This is a genomic window from Agromyces italicus DSM 16388, assembly GCF_000421545.1.
Taxonomy (GTDB): Bacteria; Actinomycetota; Actinomycetes; order Actinomycetales; family Microbacteriaceae; genus Agromyces; species Agromyces italicus.
In genome coordinates this window covers 357,459-376,028 of the sequence record NZ_ATXF01000006.1, presented here as the reverse complement: position 1 = coordinate 376,028, position 18,570 = coordinate 357,459, and the positions used below count along the sequence as shown (strand labels likewise).

General features: G+C 71.6%; 15 protein-coding genes and 1 pseudogene. 11 read left to right on the top strand and 5 right to left on the bottom strand.

The window, feature by feature from the left end; translation table 11 throughout:
- The first annotated feature begins 29 nt into the window (after window positions 1–29).
- From arfA to H516_RS22140, 10 genes and pseudogenes are all read left to right on the top strand, one after another.
- Window positions 30–1,526: an arabinosylfuranosidase ArfA gene (arfA, locus tag H516_RS0109790; protein ID WP_022889540.1), complete on the top strand. Its 1,497-nt coding sequence runs from the start codon at window positions 30–32 to the stop codon at window positions 1,524–1,526.
- A 20-nt stretch (window positions 1,527–1,546) separates the two neighbouring features.
- Entirely contained in the window at window positions 1,547–1,846 is a 300-nt protein-coding gene (locus H516_RS0109785) for a hypothetical protein (protein ID WP_157432215.1), read from the top strand.
- A 2-nt stretch (window positions 1,847–1,848) separates the two neighbouring features.
- Window positions 1,849–3,156, top strand: coding sequence for a D-arabinono-1,4-lactone oxidase (locus H516_RS0109780; RefSeq protein WP_026378634.1), 1,308 nt, complete (start codon window positions 1,849–1,851; stop codon window positions 3,154–3,156).
- A 58-nt stretch (window positions 3,157–3,214) separates the two neighbouring features.
- A complete protein-coding gene (locus tag H516_RS0109775; RefSeq protein WP_022889537.1) occupies window positions 3,215–4,330 on the top strand; it encodes a LacI family DNA-binding transcriptional regulator in 1,116 nt (371 codons plus the stop codon).
- A gap of 182 nt (window positions 4,331–4,512) precedes the next feature.
- Window positions 4,513–5,268, top strand: coding sequence for an L-ribulose-5-phosphate 4-epimerase (locus tag H516_RS0109770; protein ID WP_022889536.1), 756 nt, complete (start codon window positions 4,513–4,515; stop codon window positions 5,266–5,268).
- Window positions 5,265–6,989, top strand: a complete 1,725-nt coding sequence (locus tag H516_RS19465) for a xylulokinase (RefSeq protein WP_022889535.1) — start codon at window positions 5,265–5,267, stop codon at window positions 6,987–6,989. Before H516_RS0109770 ends, H516_RS19465 begins: the two co-directional genes overlap by 4 nt.
- A 119-nt stretch (window positions 6,990–7,108) precedes the next feature.
- Window positions 7,109–8,632: an L-arabinose isomerase gene (gene araA / locus H516_RS0109760; protein ID WP_022889534.1), complete on the top strand. Its 1,524-nt coding sequence runs from the start codon at window positions 7,109–7,111 to the stop codon at window positions 8,630–8,632.
- Window positions 8,629–9,594 (top strand): aldose 1-epimerase family protein, encoded by a 966-nt coding sequence (locus H516_RS0109755; RefSeq protein ID WP_033197000.1) that lies wholly within the window; start codon window positions 8,629–8,631, stop codon window positions 9,592–9,594. Before araA ends, H516_RS0109755 begins: the two co-directional genes overlap by 4 nt.
- Window positions 9,595–9,695: 101 nt before the next feature.
- A complete protein-coding gene (locus tag H516_RS22145; protein ID WP_157432214.1) occupies window positions 9,696–9,929 on the top strand; it encodes a hypothetical protein in 234 nt (77 codons plus the stop codon).
- Window positions 9,871–10,337: pseudogene (locus H516_RS22140) on the top strand (family 1 glycosylhydrolase); the annotation flags it as partial. The gene H516_RS22145 and the pseudogene H516_RS22140, both read left to right, overlap by 59 nt.
- A gap of 202 nt (window positions 10,338–10,539) precedes the next feature.
- Here the strand turns inward: H516_RS22140 and H516_RS0109740 are convergent.
- A complete protein-coding gene (locus tag H516_RS0109740) occupies window positions 10,540–11,895 on the bottom strand; it encodes a xylulokinase (protein WP_022889530.1) in 1,356 nt (451 codons plus the stop codon).
- Between the two features lie 20 nt (window positions 11,896–11,915).
- Window positions 11,916–13,106, bottom strand: coding sequence for a xylose isomerase (xylA, locus tag H516_RS0109735; RefSeq protein WP_022889529.1), 1,191 nt, complete (start codon window positions 13,104–13,106; stop codon window positions 11,916–11,918).
- Between the two features lie 113 nt (window positions 13,107–13,219).
- On the opposite strand from xylA, the gene H516_RS0109730 reads away from it, so the two are divergent.
- Window positions 13,220–14,248: a LacI family DNA-binding transcriptional regulator gene (locus H516_RS0109730; protein ID WP_022889528.1), complete on the top strand. Its 1,029-nt coding sequence runs from the start codon at window positions 13,220–13,222 to the stop codon at window positions 14,246–14,248.
- Between the two features lie 99 nt (window positions 14,249–14,347).
- Here H516_RS0109730 and H516_RS0109725 read toward each other — a convergent pair whose 3' ends face one another.
- Genes H516_RS0109725 through H516_RS19460 form a run of 3 tightly spaced genes read right to left on the bottom strand, consistent with a single transcriptional unit; the run spans window position 14,348 to window position 18,569 of the window.
- A complete protein-coding gene (locus H516_RS0109725; RefSeq protein ID WP_033196999.1) occupies window positions 14,348–16,690 on the bottom strand; it encodes a beta-xylosidase/alpha-l-arabinosidase in 2,343 nt (780 codons plus the stop codon).
- Window positions 16,687–17,583 carry a carbohydrate ABC transporter permease gene (locus H516_RS0109720; protein WP_022889526.1) on the bottom strand — a complete coding sequence of 299 codons (897 nt, stop codon included), beginning with the start codon at window positions 17,581–17,583 and terminating at the stop codon, window positions 16,687–16,689. Before H516_RS0109720 ends, H516_RS0109725 begins: the two co-directional genes overlap by 4 nt.
- A complete protein-coding gene (locus H516_RS19460) occupies window positions 17,583–18,569 on the bottom strand; it encodes a carbohydrate ABC transporter permease (RefSeq protein ID WP_022889525.1) in 987 nt (328 codons plus the stop codon). Before H516_RS19460 ends, H516_RS0109720 begins: the two co-directional genes overlap by 1 nt.
- Window position 18,570: the final 1 nt, after the last annotated feature.

The following is an 18,570-nucleotide window of genomic DNA, read 5'->3' as shown; positions in this document are numbered from 1 at the left end:
ATGGCCCCGGCCTCGACAAAGGAAATCCAGTGAACAAGGCACTCATCAGCGTCGACCGCGAGGCGGTCGTCGCCCCGGTCGACCGTCGCATCTTCGGATCGTTCGTCGAGCACCTCGGCCGGTGCGTGTACGACGGCATCTACGAGCCCGGGCACCCGACCGCGAACGACGACGGGTTCCGCATGGACGTCGTCGACCTCGTGCGCGAGCTCGGCTCGTCGACCATCCGCTACCCCGGCGGCAACTTCGTGTCCGGGTTCCGGTGGGAGGACAGCGTCGGACCGCGCGACGAGCGACCGGTGCGCCGTGACCTGGCATGGCACTCGCTCGAGACCAACCAGGTCGGCGTCGACGAGTTCTCGCGGTGGCTGAAGCTCACCGGCTCAGAGCTGATGATGGCGGTGAACCTCGGCACCCGCGGCATCGAGGCGGCGCTCGACCTGCTCGAGTACTGCAACCACCCGTCGGGCACGGCGCTCAGCGACCAGCGCATCGCGAACGGCACCGCCCTACCGCACGACATCCGCATGTGGTGCCTCGGTAACGAGATGGACGGCCCGTGGCAGACGGGGTACATGACCGCCGACGACTACGGCAAGATCGCCGCCCGCACGGCGCAGGCCATGAAGGCGGCCGACAAGAGCCTCGAGCTCGTGGTGTGCGGCTCGTCGTCGTCATCGATGCCGACCTTCGGCGACTGGGAGCGCACGGTGCTCGAGCACGCCTACGACCACGTCGACTTCATCTCGTGCCACGCGTACTACCAGGAGCGCGGCGGCGACCTCGACTCCTATCTGGCCGCCTCGCTCGACATGCAGTACTTCATCGAGACTGTCGTCGCGACCGCCGACCACGTCGGCAACAAGCTCAAGTCGAAGAAGAAGATCAAGCTCTCGTTCGACGAGTGGAACATCTGGTACCTCGACGAGCACCGCGAGTCCGACGAGGTCAACGACCAGTGGCGCTACGCACCTCGCCAGCTCGAAGATGTCTACTCGGTCGCCGACGCCGTCGTGCTCGGGAACTTGCTGATCACCCTGCTGAAGAACCACGACCGGGTGGCGAGCGCCTCGCTCGCGCAGCTCGTCAACGTCATCGCGCCCATCATGACCGAGCCCGGCGGCGACGCATGGCGGCAGACGACCTTCTTCCCGTTCTCGGTGACTTCCCGCCTCGCCCGGGGCGAGGTGCTGCGCCCGCGCATCGAGGTCGGCACCTACAAGACCGTGGCGTACGGCGACGCCCCGCTCGTCGACTCCGTCGTGACGCACGACGACGACTCGTCGGCGGTCTTCCTCGTGAACCGCGGCCGCACGCCCGTCGAGGTGCAGGTCGACGTGGCGCAGCTCGGTGTGCACGGCATCACCGAGGCCGTGACCTTCTGGGACGACGACGTGTATGCGAAGAACACCCTCGCCGACCAGCACCGGGTCGGGCTCAAGGATCTCGAGGGGGCGAGGCTCGTCGACGGCGTGCTCTCGGTGATGCTGCCTCCAGTGTCGTGGTCGGCGATCGCGCTCGGGTGAGCGGCGCAGAACCGCGACGGATGCCTCGGCGTGCTGGCCGCGCGCGCGAACTCTCGGGCGACCTCGCGACGCACCACCCCGCGCTCGTGCAGGGCGATGACGGCACCTGGTACGTCTACTCGACCGTCAACGGGACCGTGGCCGACGGCAGCGTCCAGATCCGGTCGTCGAGCGACGGGGTGCGCTGGCGGTACGAGGGCGAGGTCTGGGGCGACATTCTCGCGATCCACGACTACGGCGGCGACGCGGGTGGGGCGTTCGAACTCGCGCCGCGGCCGATCGAGGGGGACGGCGAGGGCTGGCCGACCGTACGGTGGTGACCATGCAGGACACGAGTGCGGGCGCTGGGCGCAACTGGGCAGGCAACCTCGAGTACGGGGCGGCGCGGGTCGTGCGGCCGCGCTCCGTGCCCGAGTTGCAGGAGCTGCTCGCGGGCGGCGGAGCAGGGGCCGGCGGCACCGGGCGCTTCCGCGCGCTCGGCTCGCGGCACAGCTTCAACGACCTCGCCGACACGAACGGCACGCTCATCGAGACCGACGGGCTGCCCGTCGTGATCGACGCGGGCAGCGCCCCGGGCGTGGTGCGCGTCTCGGGCGGCGTGCGGTACGGCGCGCTCGCCGAGGCGCTGCATGCCCGGGGGCTCGCCCTCGCGAACCTCGCCTCGCTGCCGCACATCTCGGTTGCGGGCGCGATCGCGACCGGCACGCACGGCTCCGGCGACCGCATCGGCTCACTCGCGACCGCGGTGCGCGCCATCGGGTTCGCGACGGCCGACGGTTCGTCCCGCACCCTCCAGCGCGACGACGCCGACTTCGACGGCGCGGTCGTGCACCTCGGCGCTCTCGGCGTCGTCACGGCGTTCGAGCTCGACGTCGAGCCGAGGTACGAAGTCGCGCAGCACGTGTTCGATCGCCCGAGATGGGAGGCGATGCTCGCCGAGTTCGACCGGGTGACCTCGCTCGCGACGAGCGTGAGCATCTTCACGACCTGGCAGGCCACCGACACCGCCGAGCTGCTCTGGGTGAAGCAGCGCACGGATGCCTCGGGGCCGACGCCCGCTGAAGAGACATCCGCCTTCGTGGTCGAGCGGCTCGGTGCGACGCCCGCCGATCGGCCGCGGCATCCGGTGCCGGGCGGGGCGACCGAGGCGACGACCGAGCAGCTCGGCGTCGCCGGTCCGTGGCACGAGCGGCTGCCGCACTTCCGGCTGGCGTTCACGCCGTCGGCCGGCGAGGAGCTCCAGTCGGAGTACCTCGTGCCGCGCCGTGACGCGATCGCGGCGATCGAGGCGGTGCGCTCGCTCGCGGGTCGTATCGCGCCGCTACTGTTCGTGTGCGAGATCCGCACGGTCGCGGCCGACCCGCTCTGGCTGAGCCTGTCGCACGGGGCCGACGCCGTCGCCCTCCACTTCACGTGGCGGCCCGAGCAGGCGGCGGTCGAGGCGCTACTGCCCGTCATCGAGGCTGCGCTGCCCGAAACGGCGAGGCCGCACTGGGGCAAGCTGTTCGCGCTGCCCGCCGAGGAACTGCGCGGTCGGTACCCGCGCTGGGCCGACTTCGCGGCGCTCCGCGAGCGGATGGACCCCGAGCGGTGCTTCACGAACGCGTACCTCGAACGGCTCGGGCTCTGAGGTCGCATCCCCGCGTCGCCTCGTGCTGGTCGTACACTCGGGCGATGGAGGTGGCCGGGTGAGCGACGTCGAGCACGGGGTGCCGGAGGCCGCGGCCGGCGCCGCCGGCGAGCCCGTCGGGGCACTGCGCCAGGCGACCGCCCGCGCCGTCGGCGTGCGCGAGGTCGCCGCACTCGCGGGGGTCTCGCGGCAGACCGTGTCGCGCGTGCTCAACGACCACCCCGAGGTCGCCACCGCCACGAAGGAGCGGGTGCTCGCCGCGATGGGCGAGCTCGATTACCGAATGAACAACGCGGCGCGAGCCCTCGGCACACGTCGCTCGCGCACGTTCGGCGTGCTCGCCTCGGACGCGTTGCAGTACGGCCCCTCGCGCAGCATCGCCGCGGTCGAATCGGCGGCTCGCGCTGCCGGGTACTGGGTGAGCGCGGCGTTCGTCGACTCGGGCGACGCAGCTTCCGTCACTGCGGCGGTCGAGCACCTCCTCGCGCAGTCGGTCGAGGGGCTCGTCGTCGTGGCGCCGCACGCGCGCACGATCGAGACGCTCGACGTGCTCGAGATCGGCGTTCCCGTCGTCACCCTGCACTCGGCGGGGCACGACGCCCGCAGCTTCTCGGTCGACCAGTCGGCCGGTGCCCGGGCAGCGGTCGGATGCCTCGCCGACGCCGGGCACCGTCGCGTCGCGCACCTCGCCGGGCCCGCCGACTGGCTCGAGGCCGAGGCGCGCCGCGCGGGCTACCTCGCCGAGCTCGAGACGAGGGGCCTCGAGACCGGCCCCGTCATCGCCGGAGACTGGACGGCGCGATCCGGGTTCGCGGCGGCCGCGGCGGTCGTCGACTCGGGGGTGACGGGCGTGTTCGCGGCCAACGACCAGATGGCGCTCGGGCTGATCGGCGGCTTGCGGGCGGTCGGTGTGGCCGTGCCCGAAGACCTCAGCATCGTCGGGTTCGACGACATGCCCGATGCGGCGTACCTGTGGCCGGCGCTCACGACCGTGCGGCAGGACTTCGAGGAACTCGCGCATCATGCGGTCGAGCGGCTCGTGGCCCTCGCCGGCTCCGGGGCCGGCATCGCCGGATCGCGCGCGCGGTCGTCGCTGGGCGAGGAGGCGCCGCTGATCGTCCCCGAGCTCGTCGTGCGGGCGTCGGTCGTTCCGCCGCGCCGCGACCCCCAGTAGGCGTGAGTGAGGTTCGCGCCGCTGAGGCGAGTTCGAACCACGCTCAGAGGCACGAACCCCACTCGGGTGGGCGGGTCGACGCGGCCCGCTTGACGCCGTGCGATGATCGTGGTTTCATTTCCGTGACCGGTCACAGTGACCGGTCACGGACAGAGTTCGACAACGAGTGATCAGGGGTTCCGATGAGCGATGAAGCCCAGCGAACGGCCCGAGCCGCAACCCCCGGCAGTGCAGCCGCGTTCGCGCCCGAGGTCGAGGCCGCGATCGCCCGCGTGCGCAACGAGGTAGCCCGTCTGCACGGCGAGCTCGTGCGCTACGGCCTCGTCGTGTGGACTGGCGGCAATGTGTCGGGGCGGGTGCCCGGGGCCGAGCTCTTCGTGATCAAGCCGTCGGGCGTCTCGTACGACGCGCTCGCACCCGGGAACATGATCCTCTGCACCCTCGACGGCGAGGTCGTGCCCGGCACTCCCGGCAGCGAGCGCGGCCCGTCGAGCGACACCGCGGCGCACGCGTACGTGTACCGCAATATGCCCGAGGTCGGGGGAGTGGTGCACACCCACTCGACCTTCGCGGTCGCCTGGGCCGCCCGCGGCGAAGCGATCCCGTGCGCGATCACCGCGATGGCCGACGAGTTCGGCGGTCCGATCCCCGTCGGACCCTTCGCGATCATCGGCGACGACTCGATCGGCCGCGGCATCGTCGAAACCCTCACCGGCCACCGCTCGCGCGCGGTGCTCATGCAGAACCACGGCCCGTTCACGATCGGCAAGGACGCGAAAGACGCCGTCAAGGCGGCGGTCATGCTCGAGGATGTCGCACGCACGGTGCACCACGCCCGTGAGGCCGGGCCGCTCATCCCGCTCCCGCAGGAGTCGATCGACCGTCTCTACGACCGGTACCAGAACGTCTACGGGCAGGCGGGGGACGTGTCGCGATGAGCGAAGCCACCGGCACCTCCGACACCGAATCGGATGCCTCGGCCCGGGCGATCATCGGCGGGCGCACCGCGCTCGGCATCGAGCTCGGGTCGACTCGCATCAAGGCGTGTCTCGTCGACGCCGACGACCCGACGCGCGTGCTCGCCGCGGGCAGCCACGAGTGGGAGAACGAGTTCACCGCCGACCGCCGCTGGAGCTATCCGCTCGACGCCGTCTGGTCGGGCCTGCAGCGCGCTTGCGCCGAGCTCGTCGCCGACGCCGAGCGTCGTCACGGTGCGCGACCGACGTCGTTCGGCGCGATCGGCATCTCGGCGATGATGCACGGCTACCTCGCGTTCGACGACCAGGGCGAGCTGCTCGTGCCCTTCCGCACCTGGCGCAACACGTCGACCGGTCGCGCCGCGGCCGAGCTGAGCTCCGCGTTCGGGCTCAACATCCCGCTGCGCTGGTCGATCGCCCACCTGCACCAGGCCGTGCTCGACGCCGAGCCGCATGTGCCGCAGCTCGGCTTCATCACGACACTGGCCGGCTACGTGCACTGGAAGCTCACGGGCCGGAAGGTGCTCGGAGTCGGAGACGCCTCGGGCATGTTCCCGATCGACTCATCGACGGGCGACTACGACGCTGGGCTGCTCGCGCGCTTCGACGCCCTCGTCGCCGAGCCGGCCGCACGCGCCGGTCGCGAGACCGGCCTTCGGGTCGCCCAACTGCTGCCCCGGGTGCTCGCCGCGGGCGAGCCCGCGGGCGAACTCACCGCCGAGGGTGCGGCGCTCCTCGACCCGACGGGCGGGCTGCGGCCGGGCGTGCCGCTCTGTCCGCCCGAGGGCGACGCCGGCACGGGAATGGTGGCGACGAACTCGGTCGCGCCCCGTACCGGCAACGTGAGCGCGGGTACGAGCATCTTCGCGATGGTCGTGCTCGAACGCCCGCTCGCCGGTGCGCACCACGAGGTCGACCTGGTCACCACGCCAGCGGGTGACCCGGTCGCCATGGTGCACTGCAACAACGGCGCCTCCGAGCTCGCCGCGTGGGCGGGCATTTTCGGCCGCTTCGCGGACGCGGCCGGCGCGACCCGCGACGGTGCACCGCTCGGGCGCGACGCCGTATTCGAGACGCTCTTCCGCGAGGCGCTCGCCGGCGAGTCCGATGCGGGCGGGCTGCTCGCGTACAACACGCTCGCCGGCGAGCCGATCGTCGAGCTCGACGAGGGGCGGCCGATGGTCGTCCGCACTCCCGACAGCCGGTTCACGCTCGCGAACTTCATGAGGGCCCAGCTCTACGGCGTCTTCGGCGTTCTCGCGCTCGGCATGCGCGTGCTCGACGGCGAGGGCGTCGACATCGACCGCATGTTCGCGCACGGCGGCATCTTCCGTACGGCGGGCGTCGCGCAGCGCTTCCTCGCGGGAGCCATCGACGCTCCCGTCGCTGTCGGCGAGACGGCCGCCGAGGGCGGAGCGTGGGGCATCGCGGTGCTGGCGGCGTACCTCCGCGAGCGGACGGGCGCCGCCCACGACGAGACCGCGCTCGGCAGCTACCTCGACGACCGCGTGTTCGCGGGTTCGGCGATCCAGGTCGTCGAACCCGAGCCGGCCGATGTCGCGGGATTCACCGTCTACCTCGAGCGCTACCTCGCGGGCGTCGCCGCCGAGGCTGCCGCGGTCGCGGCGCTCGAACCGGCCGGCCCCATGAACTTCACGGACGAGTCGACGAAACGTAAGTAGTCGACTTCGGTGGCCGCGGCGCGCCACCACCCTTCCGGCGGGGGCCTCGCGCCCCCGCCGGTCTCGGGACACCGGCATCCGGACCGAACAGATCAGCAGCCCACGCAGAAGGAACGCGCATGACCCGCACCAAGCTCACCACCTCGCTCGACGGCTACGAGGTCTGGTTCCTCACCGGCAGCCAGCACCTCTACGGGCCAGAGACCCTCGCCCAGGTCGCCGAGCAGTCGCAGGCGATCGCGCGGCTGCTCGACGAGGCATCCGCGGTGCCCGTCAAGATCGTGTGGAAGCCGGTGCTCACCGACTCGGCCGCAATCAAGCGCACGGTGCTCGAGGCGAACGCCGCCGACGGGGTCATCGGGCTCATCGCGTGGATGCACACCTTCAGCCCCGCCAAGATGTGGATCTCGGGCCTCGACGCCCTCCAGAAGCCGCTCGCCCACCTGCACACCCAGGCGAATGTCGAGCTGCCGTGGAGCGACATCGACTTCGACTTCATGAACCTCAACCAGGCCGCTCATGGCGACCGCGAGTTCGGGTACATCCAGACCCGGCTCGGCGTGCCTCGGAAGACGATCGTCGGCCACGCGAGCGACCCGCGCGTGCAGGGCGAGCTCGGCACCTGGCAGCGGGCGGCGGCGGGGCTCGCCGCATCACGCAGCCTGAAGCTCGCCCGTTTCGGCGACAACATGCGCTACGTCGCCGTCACCGAGGGCGACAAGACCGAGGCCGAGCTGCGGCTCGGCGTGCAGGTCAACACGTGGGGCGTCAACGAGCTCGCCGCGGCCGTCGCCGAGGCCCCCGAGGCCGACGTCGACGCGCTCGTCGCCGAGTACGAGGAGCTCTACGAGGTCGCGCCCGAGCTGCGCCGTGGCGGCGAGCGGCACCAGTCGCTGCGCGACGGCGCGGCGATCGAGCTCGGCCTGCGCTCGTTCCTCGAGGAGGGCGGCTTCGGCGCCTTCACGACCTCGTTCGAAGACCTCGGCGAGCTGAAGCAACTGCCCGGTCTCGCCGTGCAGCGACTCATGGCCGAGGGCTACGGATTCGGCGCAGAGGGCGACTGGAAGACCGCCGTGCTCGTGCGCATCGCGAACGTCATGGGCGCAGGTCTCCCCGGCGGTGCCTCGCTCATGGAGGACTACACCTACGACCTGACCCCCGGAGACGAGGTCATCCTCGGCGCGCACATGCTCGAGGTCTCGCCCTCGCTCACCTCGGCCAAGCCCTCGCTCGAGGTGCACCCGCTCGGCATCGGCGGCAAGGACGACCCGGTGCGTCTCGTCTTCACCGCCGACCCGGGCCCCGCCGTCGTCGTCGCGATGAGCGACCTGCGCGACCGGTTCCGCCTCACCGCGAACGTCGTCGAGAACGTCGAGCCGCGCGGTGCGCTGCCGAAGCTGCCCGTGGGCCGCGCCGTCTGGAAGCCAGCCCCCGACTTCGCCACGAGCGCCGCCGCCTGGCTCACCGCCGGCGCCGCACACCACACCGTCATGTCGACGGCCGTCGGCATCGAGGTCTTCCGCGACTTCGCCGAGATGGCCGGGCTCGAGCTGCTCGTCATCGACGACGACACCACGACGGCCGAGTTCGGCCGCCAGGTGCGCTGGAACCAGGCGTACTACCGCCTGGCGCAGGGGCTGTGACAGTCGCAGTGCCCCGTTCGGGGCGGCAGTTCTCGATCGCGGCGCACGGGTACACGGCCGAGATCGCGAGCGTCGGCGCGAGCCTGCGCACGCTGCGGTTCGACGGCCGCGATCTCGTCGTGCCGTTCGACGCCGACGAGGTGCGCCCCGGCTATCGCGGCGTGACGCTCGCGCCGTGGCCGAATCGCATTGTCGACGGGCGCTACACGTTCGGCGGCGAGGAGTACCAGGTGCCGCTCACCGAACCCTCCCGGGGGCAAGCCCTGCACGGGCTCGCGTCGTGGCTCGACTTCGCGCCGCGCGTGGTGGAGGCGTCGCGGGTCGTGCTCGCGGCCGTGATCGAGCCGCAGGCGGGCTACCCGTTCCGCGTCGAGGTCGAGGTCGAGTACGCGCTCGGCGCCGACGGACTCACGCAGACCGTGACCGGTCGCAACCTCGGTGCCGACGCGGCACCGTGGGGCACCGGCCCGCACCCGTACCTCATCGCCGGCGCGGGACGGGTCGACGACTGGACGTTCGAACTTCCCGCCGCCGAGGTGCTCACGGTCACTCCCGACCGGCTGAGCCCGGTCGCGGTCGAGCCGGTCGAGGCGCACCCCGAGTTCGACTTCCGCGCTCCGCGCGCGATCGAGGGCACGTTCATCGACCACGCCTTCACCGGGCTCGTGGCGTCGCCCGCGGGCGACGTCGACGGTGCGGTTGACGTCGGCGCCGAGGCATCCACGTACCGGGTCGTGCTGACCGCGCCCGACGGCACCGGTGTCGAAATGGTGTGGGACGCGGCGTGCCCGTGGGTGCAGGTGCACACCGCCGACACCCCGGCCGCCGACGCGACGCACCGCATCGGCCTCGCCGTCGAGCCGATGACCTGCCCGCCCGACGCGTTCAACTCGGGCGTCGACCTCGTGGTGCTGCAGCCGGGCGCGGAATCCTCCGCGTCGTGGCGCATCGGGGCGCGGTAACCGACTCGGGCGGCGGGCGCTGACAGCGGCGCCCGTCGTCCGTACCCAACCGGGGACAACGCATTCGAGGTGCAGCGCCGGTCGGCCCGCTCCGACGAGCGGTGCGCAAGTTGCAGGACTATCTGCCCGGCACCCCGGATATGAGCGGTGGTCGCCGGATAGTCCTGCAACTTCGCGGCATCGCGCACCACTGGGTCGACGCCGGGCGAGGTGCGAGGATGGGCGTCGTGACCAGCGCAGCGCACCTCGATCCCCGCGACTTCGTGATCGGATCGGCGAACGCCGTCGATCTGGGACACGTTCAGCCGAACGCCGGGGCGCACCTGGAACGGTGACACGGGCGACGTCGCGTGCGACCACTACCACCGGCTCGACGCCGATCTCGACCTCATGGCCTCGCTCGGGCTCGAGGCGTACCGGTTCTCGATCTCGTGGTCGCGGCTGCTGCCAGGGGCGGGCGACCGGCCGAATCCCGCCGGCGTCGACTTCTACTCGCGCCTCGTCGACGGGCTGCTCGCCCGAGGCATCCGGCCCATCGCGACGCTCTACCACTGGGACCTGTCTCAGGAGCTCGAAGACGCCGGCGGCTGGACGAACCGCGACACCGCGCTGCGCTTCGCCGAGTACGCGGGCACGCCGTCGACGCCCTCGGCGACCGGGTGCACACGTGGACGACGCTCAACGAGCGGTGGTGCTCGGCGTACCTCGGCCCGGCGCGAGATCGATCTGATCCTGGAGCGACGAGGCGGGGCAGCCGCGGCGATCGAACTGAAGCAGCGGCAGGAGCAGACGCGGGTGACGCACGGCACCTCGTCTGGCTCCGCGACCGGCTCGGGGATGCGTTCACCGCAGGCGTCGTCTTCAACACCGGCGACCTCGGCTACTCGCTCTCCGATCGCATCTGGGTCCTTCGATCGCGGCGATGCGGGCGTGACCCCAGCGACGTCATGCGCTCACCACGCCCGCGGCCTGGCGCGCCGCGCCCAGGGCGACGTACTCGCCGGGCTCGGTCACCTCGACCGGGATTCCGAGCACCTCGGGCGCGATGATGCGCACGGCATCCGACTGCGCGCCGCCGCCGATGAGCAGCGCGCGCCGCAGCGGCACATCGAGAGCGCGCAGCGCTTCGAGACCGGCGCTGAGCCCGCGCAGCATGCCCTCGACGGCGGCCCGCGCGAGGTTCTCACGGGTCGTCGAGGCGAGGGTCATTCCGCTGAGCGACGCGGTCGCTTCGGGCAGGTTCGGAGTGCGCTCGCCCTCGAAGTAGGGCAGCAGAGCGAGCCCGCCCGCGCCGGGCGCAGCCTGGAGGGCGAGCGCACTGAACTCGTCGTGCGAGACCCCGAGCAGCGCCGCGGTGACGTCGAGCACGCGTGCCGCGTTCAGCGTCGCGACGAGCGGCAGGAAGTGCCCGTCGGCTGAGGCGAAGCCGGCCACCGTGCCCGAGGCGTCGCCCGTCGGGGTCTCGCTCACCGAGAACACCGTGCCGCTCGTGCCGATCGAGACGACGACATCGCCCGGCACGGCGCCGAGACCGAGCGCAGCGCCGGCGTTGTCGCCTGCGCCGGGGCCGACACGTCGGCCCGAGGCATCCGTCACCGAATCGGCGGGGCCGAGCACGCGGGGCAGCACCGCGTCGTGGCCGAGCGCCGCCACGAGCAGCTCGCGGTCGTACCCGCCCGACCGGGGGTTCCAGTAACCGGTGCCCGAGGCATCCGACCGGTCGGTGACGAGCTCGTCGAGCACCGGGCCCAGCGGGGACGCCCCGGCCGGGCCGTAGCCGCGCAACCGCCAGGTGAGCCAGTCGTGCGGCAGGGCGACGGCGGCGACGCGGGCGGCGTTCTCGGGCTCGTGGTCGCGCAGCCAGCGCAGCTTCGTGATCGTGAACGAGGCGACCGGCACGAGGCCCGTGCGCGCCGCGAGCTCGGCCGCGCCGAACTCGGCGATGAGGTCGGCGGCGGCACCGGCCGAGCGGGTGTCGTTCCAGAGCAGGGCGTCGCGAATCACCTCGCCGGATGCATCGAGCGCGACCATTCCGTGCTGCTGGCCGCCGATCGCCCAGGCGGCGATGTCGTCGAGCCCGCCGGCTTCGTCGATCGCGGTCTGCAGCGCGAGCCACCACGCCTCGGGGTCGACCGAGGTGCCGCCGGGGTGGGCGGCACGGCCCGAGCGCACGACGGCTGGGCCCACGCGGTCAGAGGCTCCGCGCGACGCGCCAACGGCGCGTGGAGAGGCCGTGGAAGTGTCGACGACGACGACCTTGCACGACTGGGTCGACGAGTCGACCCCGAGGACGAGTGGCATGCCTGCTTCCTCGCGCGGACTCAGTGGGCGCCGAGCAGGTGCTCGGTGGCGAGCTGCTGCAGACGCACGAAGCCGCCGCCCTTGCCGCCGAGGTACGCGTCGGCGTCGAAGTCCTCGTAGGCCGAGCGGTCGGCGAGGAAGTCGTCGTACGACTCGCCGGGGTTCAGCGTCGGCGTCGAGAGCTCGAACACCTTGGCGGCCTCGAGCGCCTCCTGCACCTCGGGGTCGGCGCGGAACGCGGCGGCGCGCTCCTTGAGCAGCAGGTAGGTGCGCATGTTCGCCGCGGCCGACTCCCACACGCCCTTCTCGTCTTCGGTGCGGCTCGGCTTGTAGTCGAAGTGGCGGGGGCCGTCATAGGCCGGGATGCCGCCGGGGCCGCCGTTCTCGAGCAGGTCGACGAGCGCGAACGCGTTGTGCAGGTCGCCGTGGCCGAACACCAGGTCCTGGTCGTACTTGATGCCGCGCTGGCCGTTGAGGTCGATGTGGAAGAGCTTGCCGTGGTACAGCGCCTGCGCGATGCCGGCGGCGAAGTTGAGGCCCGCCATCTGCTCGTGCCCGACCTCGGGGTTGAGGCCGACGAGCTCGGGGCGCTCGAGCGAGTCGATGAACGCGATCGCGTGGCCGAGCGTCGGCAGCAGGATGTCGCCGCGCGGCTCGTTCGGCTTCGGCTCGATCGCGAACTTGATGTCGTAGCCCTTGTCGGTGACGTAGTCGCCGAGCAGGTTCACGGCCTCGCGGTAGCGCTCGAGCGCCTGGCGGATGTCTTTCGCCGCGTCGTACTCGGCGCCCTCTCGGCCGCCCCACATGACGAAGGTCTTCGCGCCGAGCTCTGCGCCGAGGTCGAGCTGGCGGAACACCTTGCGGAGTGCATAGCGGCGCACGTCGCGGTCGTTGGCGGTGAAGCCGCCGTCTTTGAACACCGGGGCGCTGAAGAGGTTCGTCGTCACCATCGGCACGATGAGCCCGGTCGACTCGAGGGCGCCCTTGAGGCGGTCGATCTGCTTCTGGCGCTCGGTGTCGGTCGAGCCGAACGCGAAGAGGTCGTCGTCGTGGAAGGTGAGGCCGTAGGCGCCCAGCTCGGCGAGCTTCTCGACGACGTGCACGACGTCGAGGGCGTTGCGGGTCGGGCCGCCGAACGGGTCGGTGCCGTTGTAGCCGACCGTCCAGAGGCCGAAGGAGAACTTGTCGTCGCGGGTGGGCGCGCTGGCCATTGGGGTCCGCCTTTCAGCGTCGTCGATGATTTGTTGGCATATACAACATAAACCGCTCGACTCGGTGTTCGCAAGTCTTCCAAACCGCAACTTTCGTGATTAGGCTTCGAAAGATGAAGACGGATGCCGCGAGCGAACGGGTGACGCTCGCCGAGCTCGCAGACGAGACCGGCACGAGCCTGTCCACGATCTCAAAGGTGCTGAACGGGCGTACCGACGTCTCGAAAGCCACGAGGGAGCGTGTCGAGCGCGTGATGCGCGAACGGGGGTACGTGCGCCGCGGCGCAGGTCGCTCCGAATCGCGACCCGAGCTGCTCGAGCTCGTCTTCCACGGCCTCGACCCCATCTGGTCGATGGAGATCATCGGCGGCGTCGAGGCCGTGGCGAAGGAGCACGGGCTGAGCGTCGTGCTGACCGTGAGCGGCGACCGCCACGCGCCCGATCCCGACTGGATCGAGGGCGTCATCCGGCGCCGTCCGATCGGCGTCGTGCTCGTCTTCTCCGAACTCTCGCCCGAGTACCGCGAGCGGCTGCGGGCACGGGCCATCTCGTACGTCATCGTCGACCCCGCCGGCGATCCGTCGCCCGACATGCCGAGCGTCGGCTCGGCGAACTGGTCGGGCGGGCTCGCCGCGACCCGTCACCTCATCGAGCTCGGCCACCGGCGCATCGCCGCCGTCACCGGGCCCGAAGACATGATGTGCTCGCTCGCTCGGCTCGACGGCTATCGCAGCGCGATGAACTCAGCGGGCCTCGAGATCGACCCGGCCTGGGTCGGCTACGGCAACTTCGAGGTCGGCGGCGGCCGCGAGCGGGCGCGCGAGCTGCTCGCCCTGCCCGCCGAACGTCGGCCGACCGCGATCTTCGCTGGCAGCGACCTGCAGGCGCTCGGCGCGATCGATGCGGCGCGTGACGCCGGATTCTCGGTGCCGCGCGACCTCTCGATCGTCGGCTACGACGACATCACGCTCGCGCCGTGGGTGAGCCCGCCGCTCACGACCGTGCACCAACCGCTCCGCCGCATGGGCGAGGAGGCCGCGCGGCTCGCGATCCGCTTGAGCGGCGAGCAGCCTGCCGCGACCCCCCGCATGGACCTCGCGACGAACCTCGTCGTGCGCGAGAGCACGGCGCCGCCGGCCTGACCTGATCGTGTTCCTCCCCGCGGACGTTGCGAGGGTCGTCGTCTTCGAAGTCGACCGAGCTCACAGTTGCGGCCGGCGGTCGCCCGCCGGCCGCAGCGGTCACGTCGACTCGGGGTGCTCGACGGCCCAGGCGGGGTGCAGCTGTCGCGTGTGGTCGACCACGCGCACCGGCCCGGTGAGTTCGACGGTCGCCGTGAGCGGCAGCTCGCCGCTCGAGCGCCCGAAGCCGAGCACGAGCGCACCGGGTTCGACGATGCGGAGCCCGTCGCGACCGGTGAACGAGGCGAGGTCGGCCGACACCTCGACGGCGACCCGGGCGGATGCCCCGGGCTCGAGCTCGAGACGCCGGAAGCCGACGAGCCGCTGCCGGGGTCGTACGACGGATGCCACCGGGTCGTGCAGGTACAGTTGCACGACCTCGGCGCCCGCCCGGTCGCCGGTGTTGCGAACGGTCAGCGACAGCCGGAAGGCCCCGTCGGTCGCCGCCTCGGCCGTCTCGACGACCAGGTCGCTCCAGGCGAACGGTGCATAGCCGAGGCCGTGCCCGAAGGGGTACCGGGAGGTCGGGTCGATGTTCGACACCTCGCTGCGCCGCGCGAGCGTCGATGCCAGATAGGTCGACGGCTGCGCGCCCGGGGTCGCCGGCACGCTCACCGGCAGGCGGCCGCTCGGGTTCACCCGTCCCGACAGGATGGCGGCGAGGGCGCGCGTGCCCTCCTCGCCGGGGAAGAACGCCTGCACGATGCCCGCGGCGCGATCGGGGGCGGAGCCGAGCACGTACGGGCGGCCCGAGAGCAGGGTGAGCACGGTCGGTGTGCCCGCATCGAGCACGGCCTCGAGCAGGGCGCCCTGCGCGCCCGGCAGCTCGAGGCTCTCCGCGTCGCATCCCTCACCGCTCGTGCCACGGCCGAAGAGGCCGGCACGGTCGCCGAGCGCGAGCACCACGAGGTCGGCGGATGCCGCGAGCAGGGCCGCCTCCGCGATGCCGCCGGTCTCGCCGCCGTCGATCGAGGTGCCCGCGGCGAGCGAGATCTCGGCGCCGGGGAACTCCTCGCGGAGCGACTCGACGAGGGTCGGCAGCTCGATGCCCGGGCCGCTCTCGGGGTGGTGCACGCCGACGTGCGTCGGGAAGGCGTAGCAGCCGAGCACGGCGAGCGGGTCGTCGCCGGTCGGCCCGATGACGGCGATGCGCGCCGGTGCGGCGAGCGGCAGGGTGCCGTCGTTGCGGAGGAGCACGATCGCCTGCTCCGCGATGCGGCGCGCGAGCTCGCGGTTCTCGGCGGAGTCGAGGTCGACGGAACCCTTCGGGGAGGAGGCGGCCGCAGGTGCGGCGGGGGAGTCGAGCAGCCCGAGCCCGACCTTCTGCATGAGCACCCGACCGAGCGCCCGGTCGATGACCGCCTCGTCGAGGCGACCGTCGGCGACGGCGGCGACGAGTGGCTCGCCGAAGGCGTGCACGGTCGGCAGCTCGACGTCGATGCCCGCCTCGAGCGCGGCCGCGGCCGCGTCGCCCAGGTCGCCGGACGTGCCGTGCAGCGTCTGGAGGAAAGCCACTGAGAAGTAGTCGGCGACGACCGTCCCCTCGAATCCCCAGGTGTCGCGCAGCAGCGACGTGAGCAGCTCGCGGTCGGCGGCGGTGGGCACGCCGTCGAGGTCGGTGTAGGCGTTCATCACCGAGCGGGGGCCCGCCTCGCGGACGACCATCTCGAACGGCGGCAGCAGCACATCGGCGAGCTCCCTCGCACCGACCGACACGGGTGCGAGGTTGCGGCCCGCCCTCGAGGCCGAGTAGCCGACGAAGTGCTTGAGGGTGGCCACGATTCCGGATGCCTCGAGCCCGCGCACGTACGCGGTGGCGACGCTGCCGACGAGGTACGGGTCTTCGCCGATCGTCTCCTCGACGCGGCCCCAGCGGGCGTCGCGCACGACGTCGAGCACGGGCGCGAGACCCTGGTGCACGCCGACCGATCGCATGTCGCCGCCGATGCGGCGAGACATCCGCTCGATGAGCTCGGGGTCGAAGGTCGCACCCCATGACAGGGGTACCGGGTAGGCCGTCGCGCCGTAGGCGGCGAAACCGGCGAGGCACTCCTCGTGCACGAGTGCGGGGATGCCCAGGCGACTCGAGCCGACGATGCGCTCCTGGAGCCGCGCGAGCGACTGCGCACCGAGCGCCGGGTCGATCGGCGCGGTGCCGAAGGCGCGCGTGATCTGACCGAGCCCCTTCGGCAGCAGGGCGTCGAGATCGATGTCGCCGCTCATCTCGTGCTGGTGGGGGGCGACGTCCGCGCCGTCGGCCGAGGCGCCGATCCAGATGCCGTAGAGCTGGGCGATCTTCTCCTCGAGGGTCATCGCCCCGATCAGCGCGGCCACACGCTGACCGGCGGGCCGGGAAGGGTCGCGCCACGGAGCATCCGTTGCGCTGGTTTCGATGGTCCTCATCCCTTCACCGCCCCTTGGAGGCCGCCGACGATGCGTTTCTCGGCGAGCGTGAAGAACAGGATCGCCGGCAGCATCGCGAGCGCGGTGTACGCGAGCACACCCGTCGTGTCCTGCCCATAGGCAGTCGAGTAGAACTGCACGCCCAGCGGCAGCGTGTAGTCCTCCGATGCGGCGCCGCCCGCCTGCAGCACGAACAGCGGCAGCAGGTACGCATTCCAGCTGCCGACGAACGCGAGCACGCCGACCGTCATGAGCCCCGGCATCGACAGCGGCAGCACGATGCGCCAGAAGAAGCCGATGCGGCTCGCGCCGTCGATCAGTGCCGCCTCCTCCAGCTCGCCGGGGATGGCGCGCAGGAACGGGACGAGGATGATGATCGTCGTCGGCAGGGCGAACGCCACCTGCGGGATGATCAGCCCCCACCACGTGCCGAACAGGTCGAGCTGTCGCAGCAGCACCGTCAGCGGGAGGATCGAGATCGTGAGCGGGAACAGCAGGCCCGTTGTGAACAGCGCATACAACAGGCCGCGGCCCTTGAACTCGTAGCGGGCGATCACGAACGCGGCCATCACGCCGAGCAGCATCACGCCGATCGTCGTGCCGAGCGCCGTGACCGTGCTCGCGAGCACCTGTCGCCAGAACGTGGGGTCGCCGAGCACCCGGGCGTAGTTGTCGGTCGTCCACGGGTTCGGCATGCCCGCCGGGTCGGTGAAGAAGTCCGGGTTCGTGCGGAACCCCGAGATGAACACGTACAGCACCGGGCCGACCGCGATCGCAGCGACGGCGAGGGCGACGAGGTAGACGACGGGCTGGCCCCAGTCGAACCGCTGGCCGGCGCGGCGCGAGGGCCGGGCCTTGCCGGGGGCGACGGTGATCGCGGTCGTTGCGGTCATCAGCGAACTCCTCCGGTGAGGGCTCCCGCGAGGTCGCGGCGCAGCGCGAACCGCTGGTACACGAGCGCGACGATCAGGGAGATGAGGAACAGGACCACGGCGACGGCGCTGCCGAAGCCGATCTGGCTGACGTTCAGGCCGTTGCCGACCATGTAGACCGCCATCGTCGACGAGGCGTTCAACGGTCCGCCCCCGGTCACGATCCAGATCATGTCGAACAGTTGCAGCGCCCCGATGATCGACAGGAACGCCCAGATGCGGATGGTCGGCCCGAGCAGGGGCACCGTGATGTGCCACTGCGTCTGCCACCAGCCGGCGCCGTCGAGCGCCGCCGCCTCGTGGAGCTCGTCGGGCACGCTCGCGAGGCCGGCCAGCATGAGGATGATCGCGAGGCCCAGGTACTTCCAGGTGAGGATGCCGAACATCGTCCACATGACGACGTCGGGGTCGGCGAGCCACGACGGCGGGTCCTCGATGCCGAGGGTGCGCAACAGCGTGTCGACAGGGCCCCAGCGCGTGGGCGGCACCGACTGCAGCAGGATCTGCCAGGCGAGGCCGGCGGTGACCTCACTGAGCACGTAGGGCACGAAGATCAGTGCTCGAAGCAGCCCGCGGAACCGCAGCCGGCGGTTCATCAGCAGCGCGATGAGGATCGCGAGCGGGCCCTGGATGAGCAGCGACATCACGACGATGAAGAAGTTGTTGAACACCGAGCGATGGAACACCGGGTCGGCGAGCAGACGCGTGTAGTTGTCGAAGCCGATGAACTGGTCGAGCGGCCCGAGGCCGTTCCAATTGAAGAAGCTGTAGTAGGCCGCCAGCAGCACCGGCAGCAGGACGAAGAACAGGTAGACGAGCACGGCCGGGCCGGCGAGCAGGGCGATCTCGCCCCAGGTGCGGGCGCGGCGCCGTGCGGATCGTTTCGTGGAGCGGGTGGGGGCCGGGCCCGCGGTCACCGCGGGCCCGGCCGTGTCGAGTGCGGTCATG

Excerpts from the sequence above, each read along its gene's own strand:
- H516_RS0109785 (WP_157432215.1), top strand. The coding sequence starts at position 1,547 with ATGCCTCGGCGTGCTGGCCGCGCGCGCGAACTCTCGGGCGACCTCGCG.
- H516_RS0109780 (WP_026378634.1), top strand. The coding sequence starts at position 1,849 with ATGCAGGACACGAGTGCGGGCGCTGGGCGCAACTGGGCAGGCAACCTC.
- H516_RS0109770 (WP_022889536.1), top strand. The coding sequence starts at position 4,513 with ATGAGCGATGAAGCCCAGCGAACGGCCCGAGCCGCAACCCCCGGCAGT.
- H516_RS19465 (WP_022889535.1), top strand. The coding sequence starts at position 5,265 with ATGAGCGAAGCCACCGGCACCTCCGACACCGAATCGGATGCCTCGGCC.
- araA (WP_022889534.1), top strand. The coding sequence starts at position 7,109 with ATGACCCGCACCAAGCTCACCACCTCGCTCGACGGCTACGAGGTCTGG.
- H516_RS0109740 (WP_022889530.1), bottom strand. The coding sequence starts at position 11,895 with ATGCCACTCGTCCTCGGGGTCGACTCGTCGACCCAGTCGTGCAAGGTC.
- xylA (WP_022889529.1), bottom strand. The coding sequence starts at position 13,106 with ATGGCCAGCGCGCCCACCCGCGACGACAAGTTCTCCTTCGGCCTCTGG.
- H516_RS0109730 (WP_022889528.1), top strand. The coding sequence starts at position 13,220 with ATGAAGACGGATGCCGCGAGCGAACGGGTGACGCTCGCCGAGCTCGCA.
- H516_RS0109725 (WP_033196999.1), bottom strand. The coding sequence starts at position 16,690 with ATGAGGACCATCGAAACCAGCGCAACGGATGCTCCGTGGCGCGACCCT.
- H516_RS0109720 (WP_022889526.1), bottom strand. The coding sequence starts at position 17,583 with ATGACCGCAACGACCGCGATCACCGTCGCCCCCGGCAAGGCCCGGCCC.
- H516_RS19460 (WP_022889525.1), bottom strand. The coding sequence starts at position 18,569 with ATGACCGCACTCGACACGGCCGGGCCCGCGGTGACCGCGGGCCCGGCC.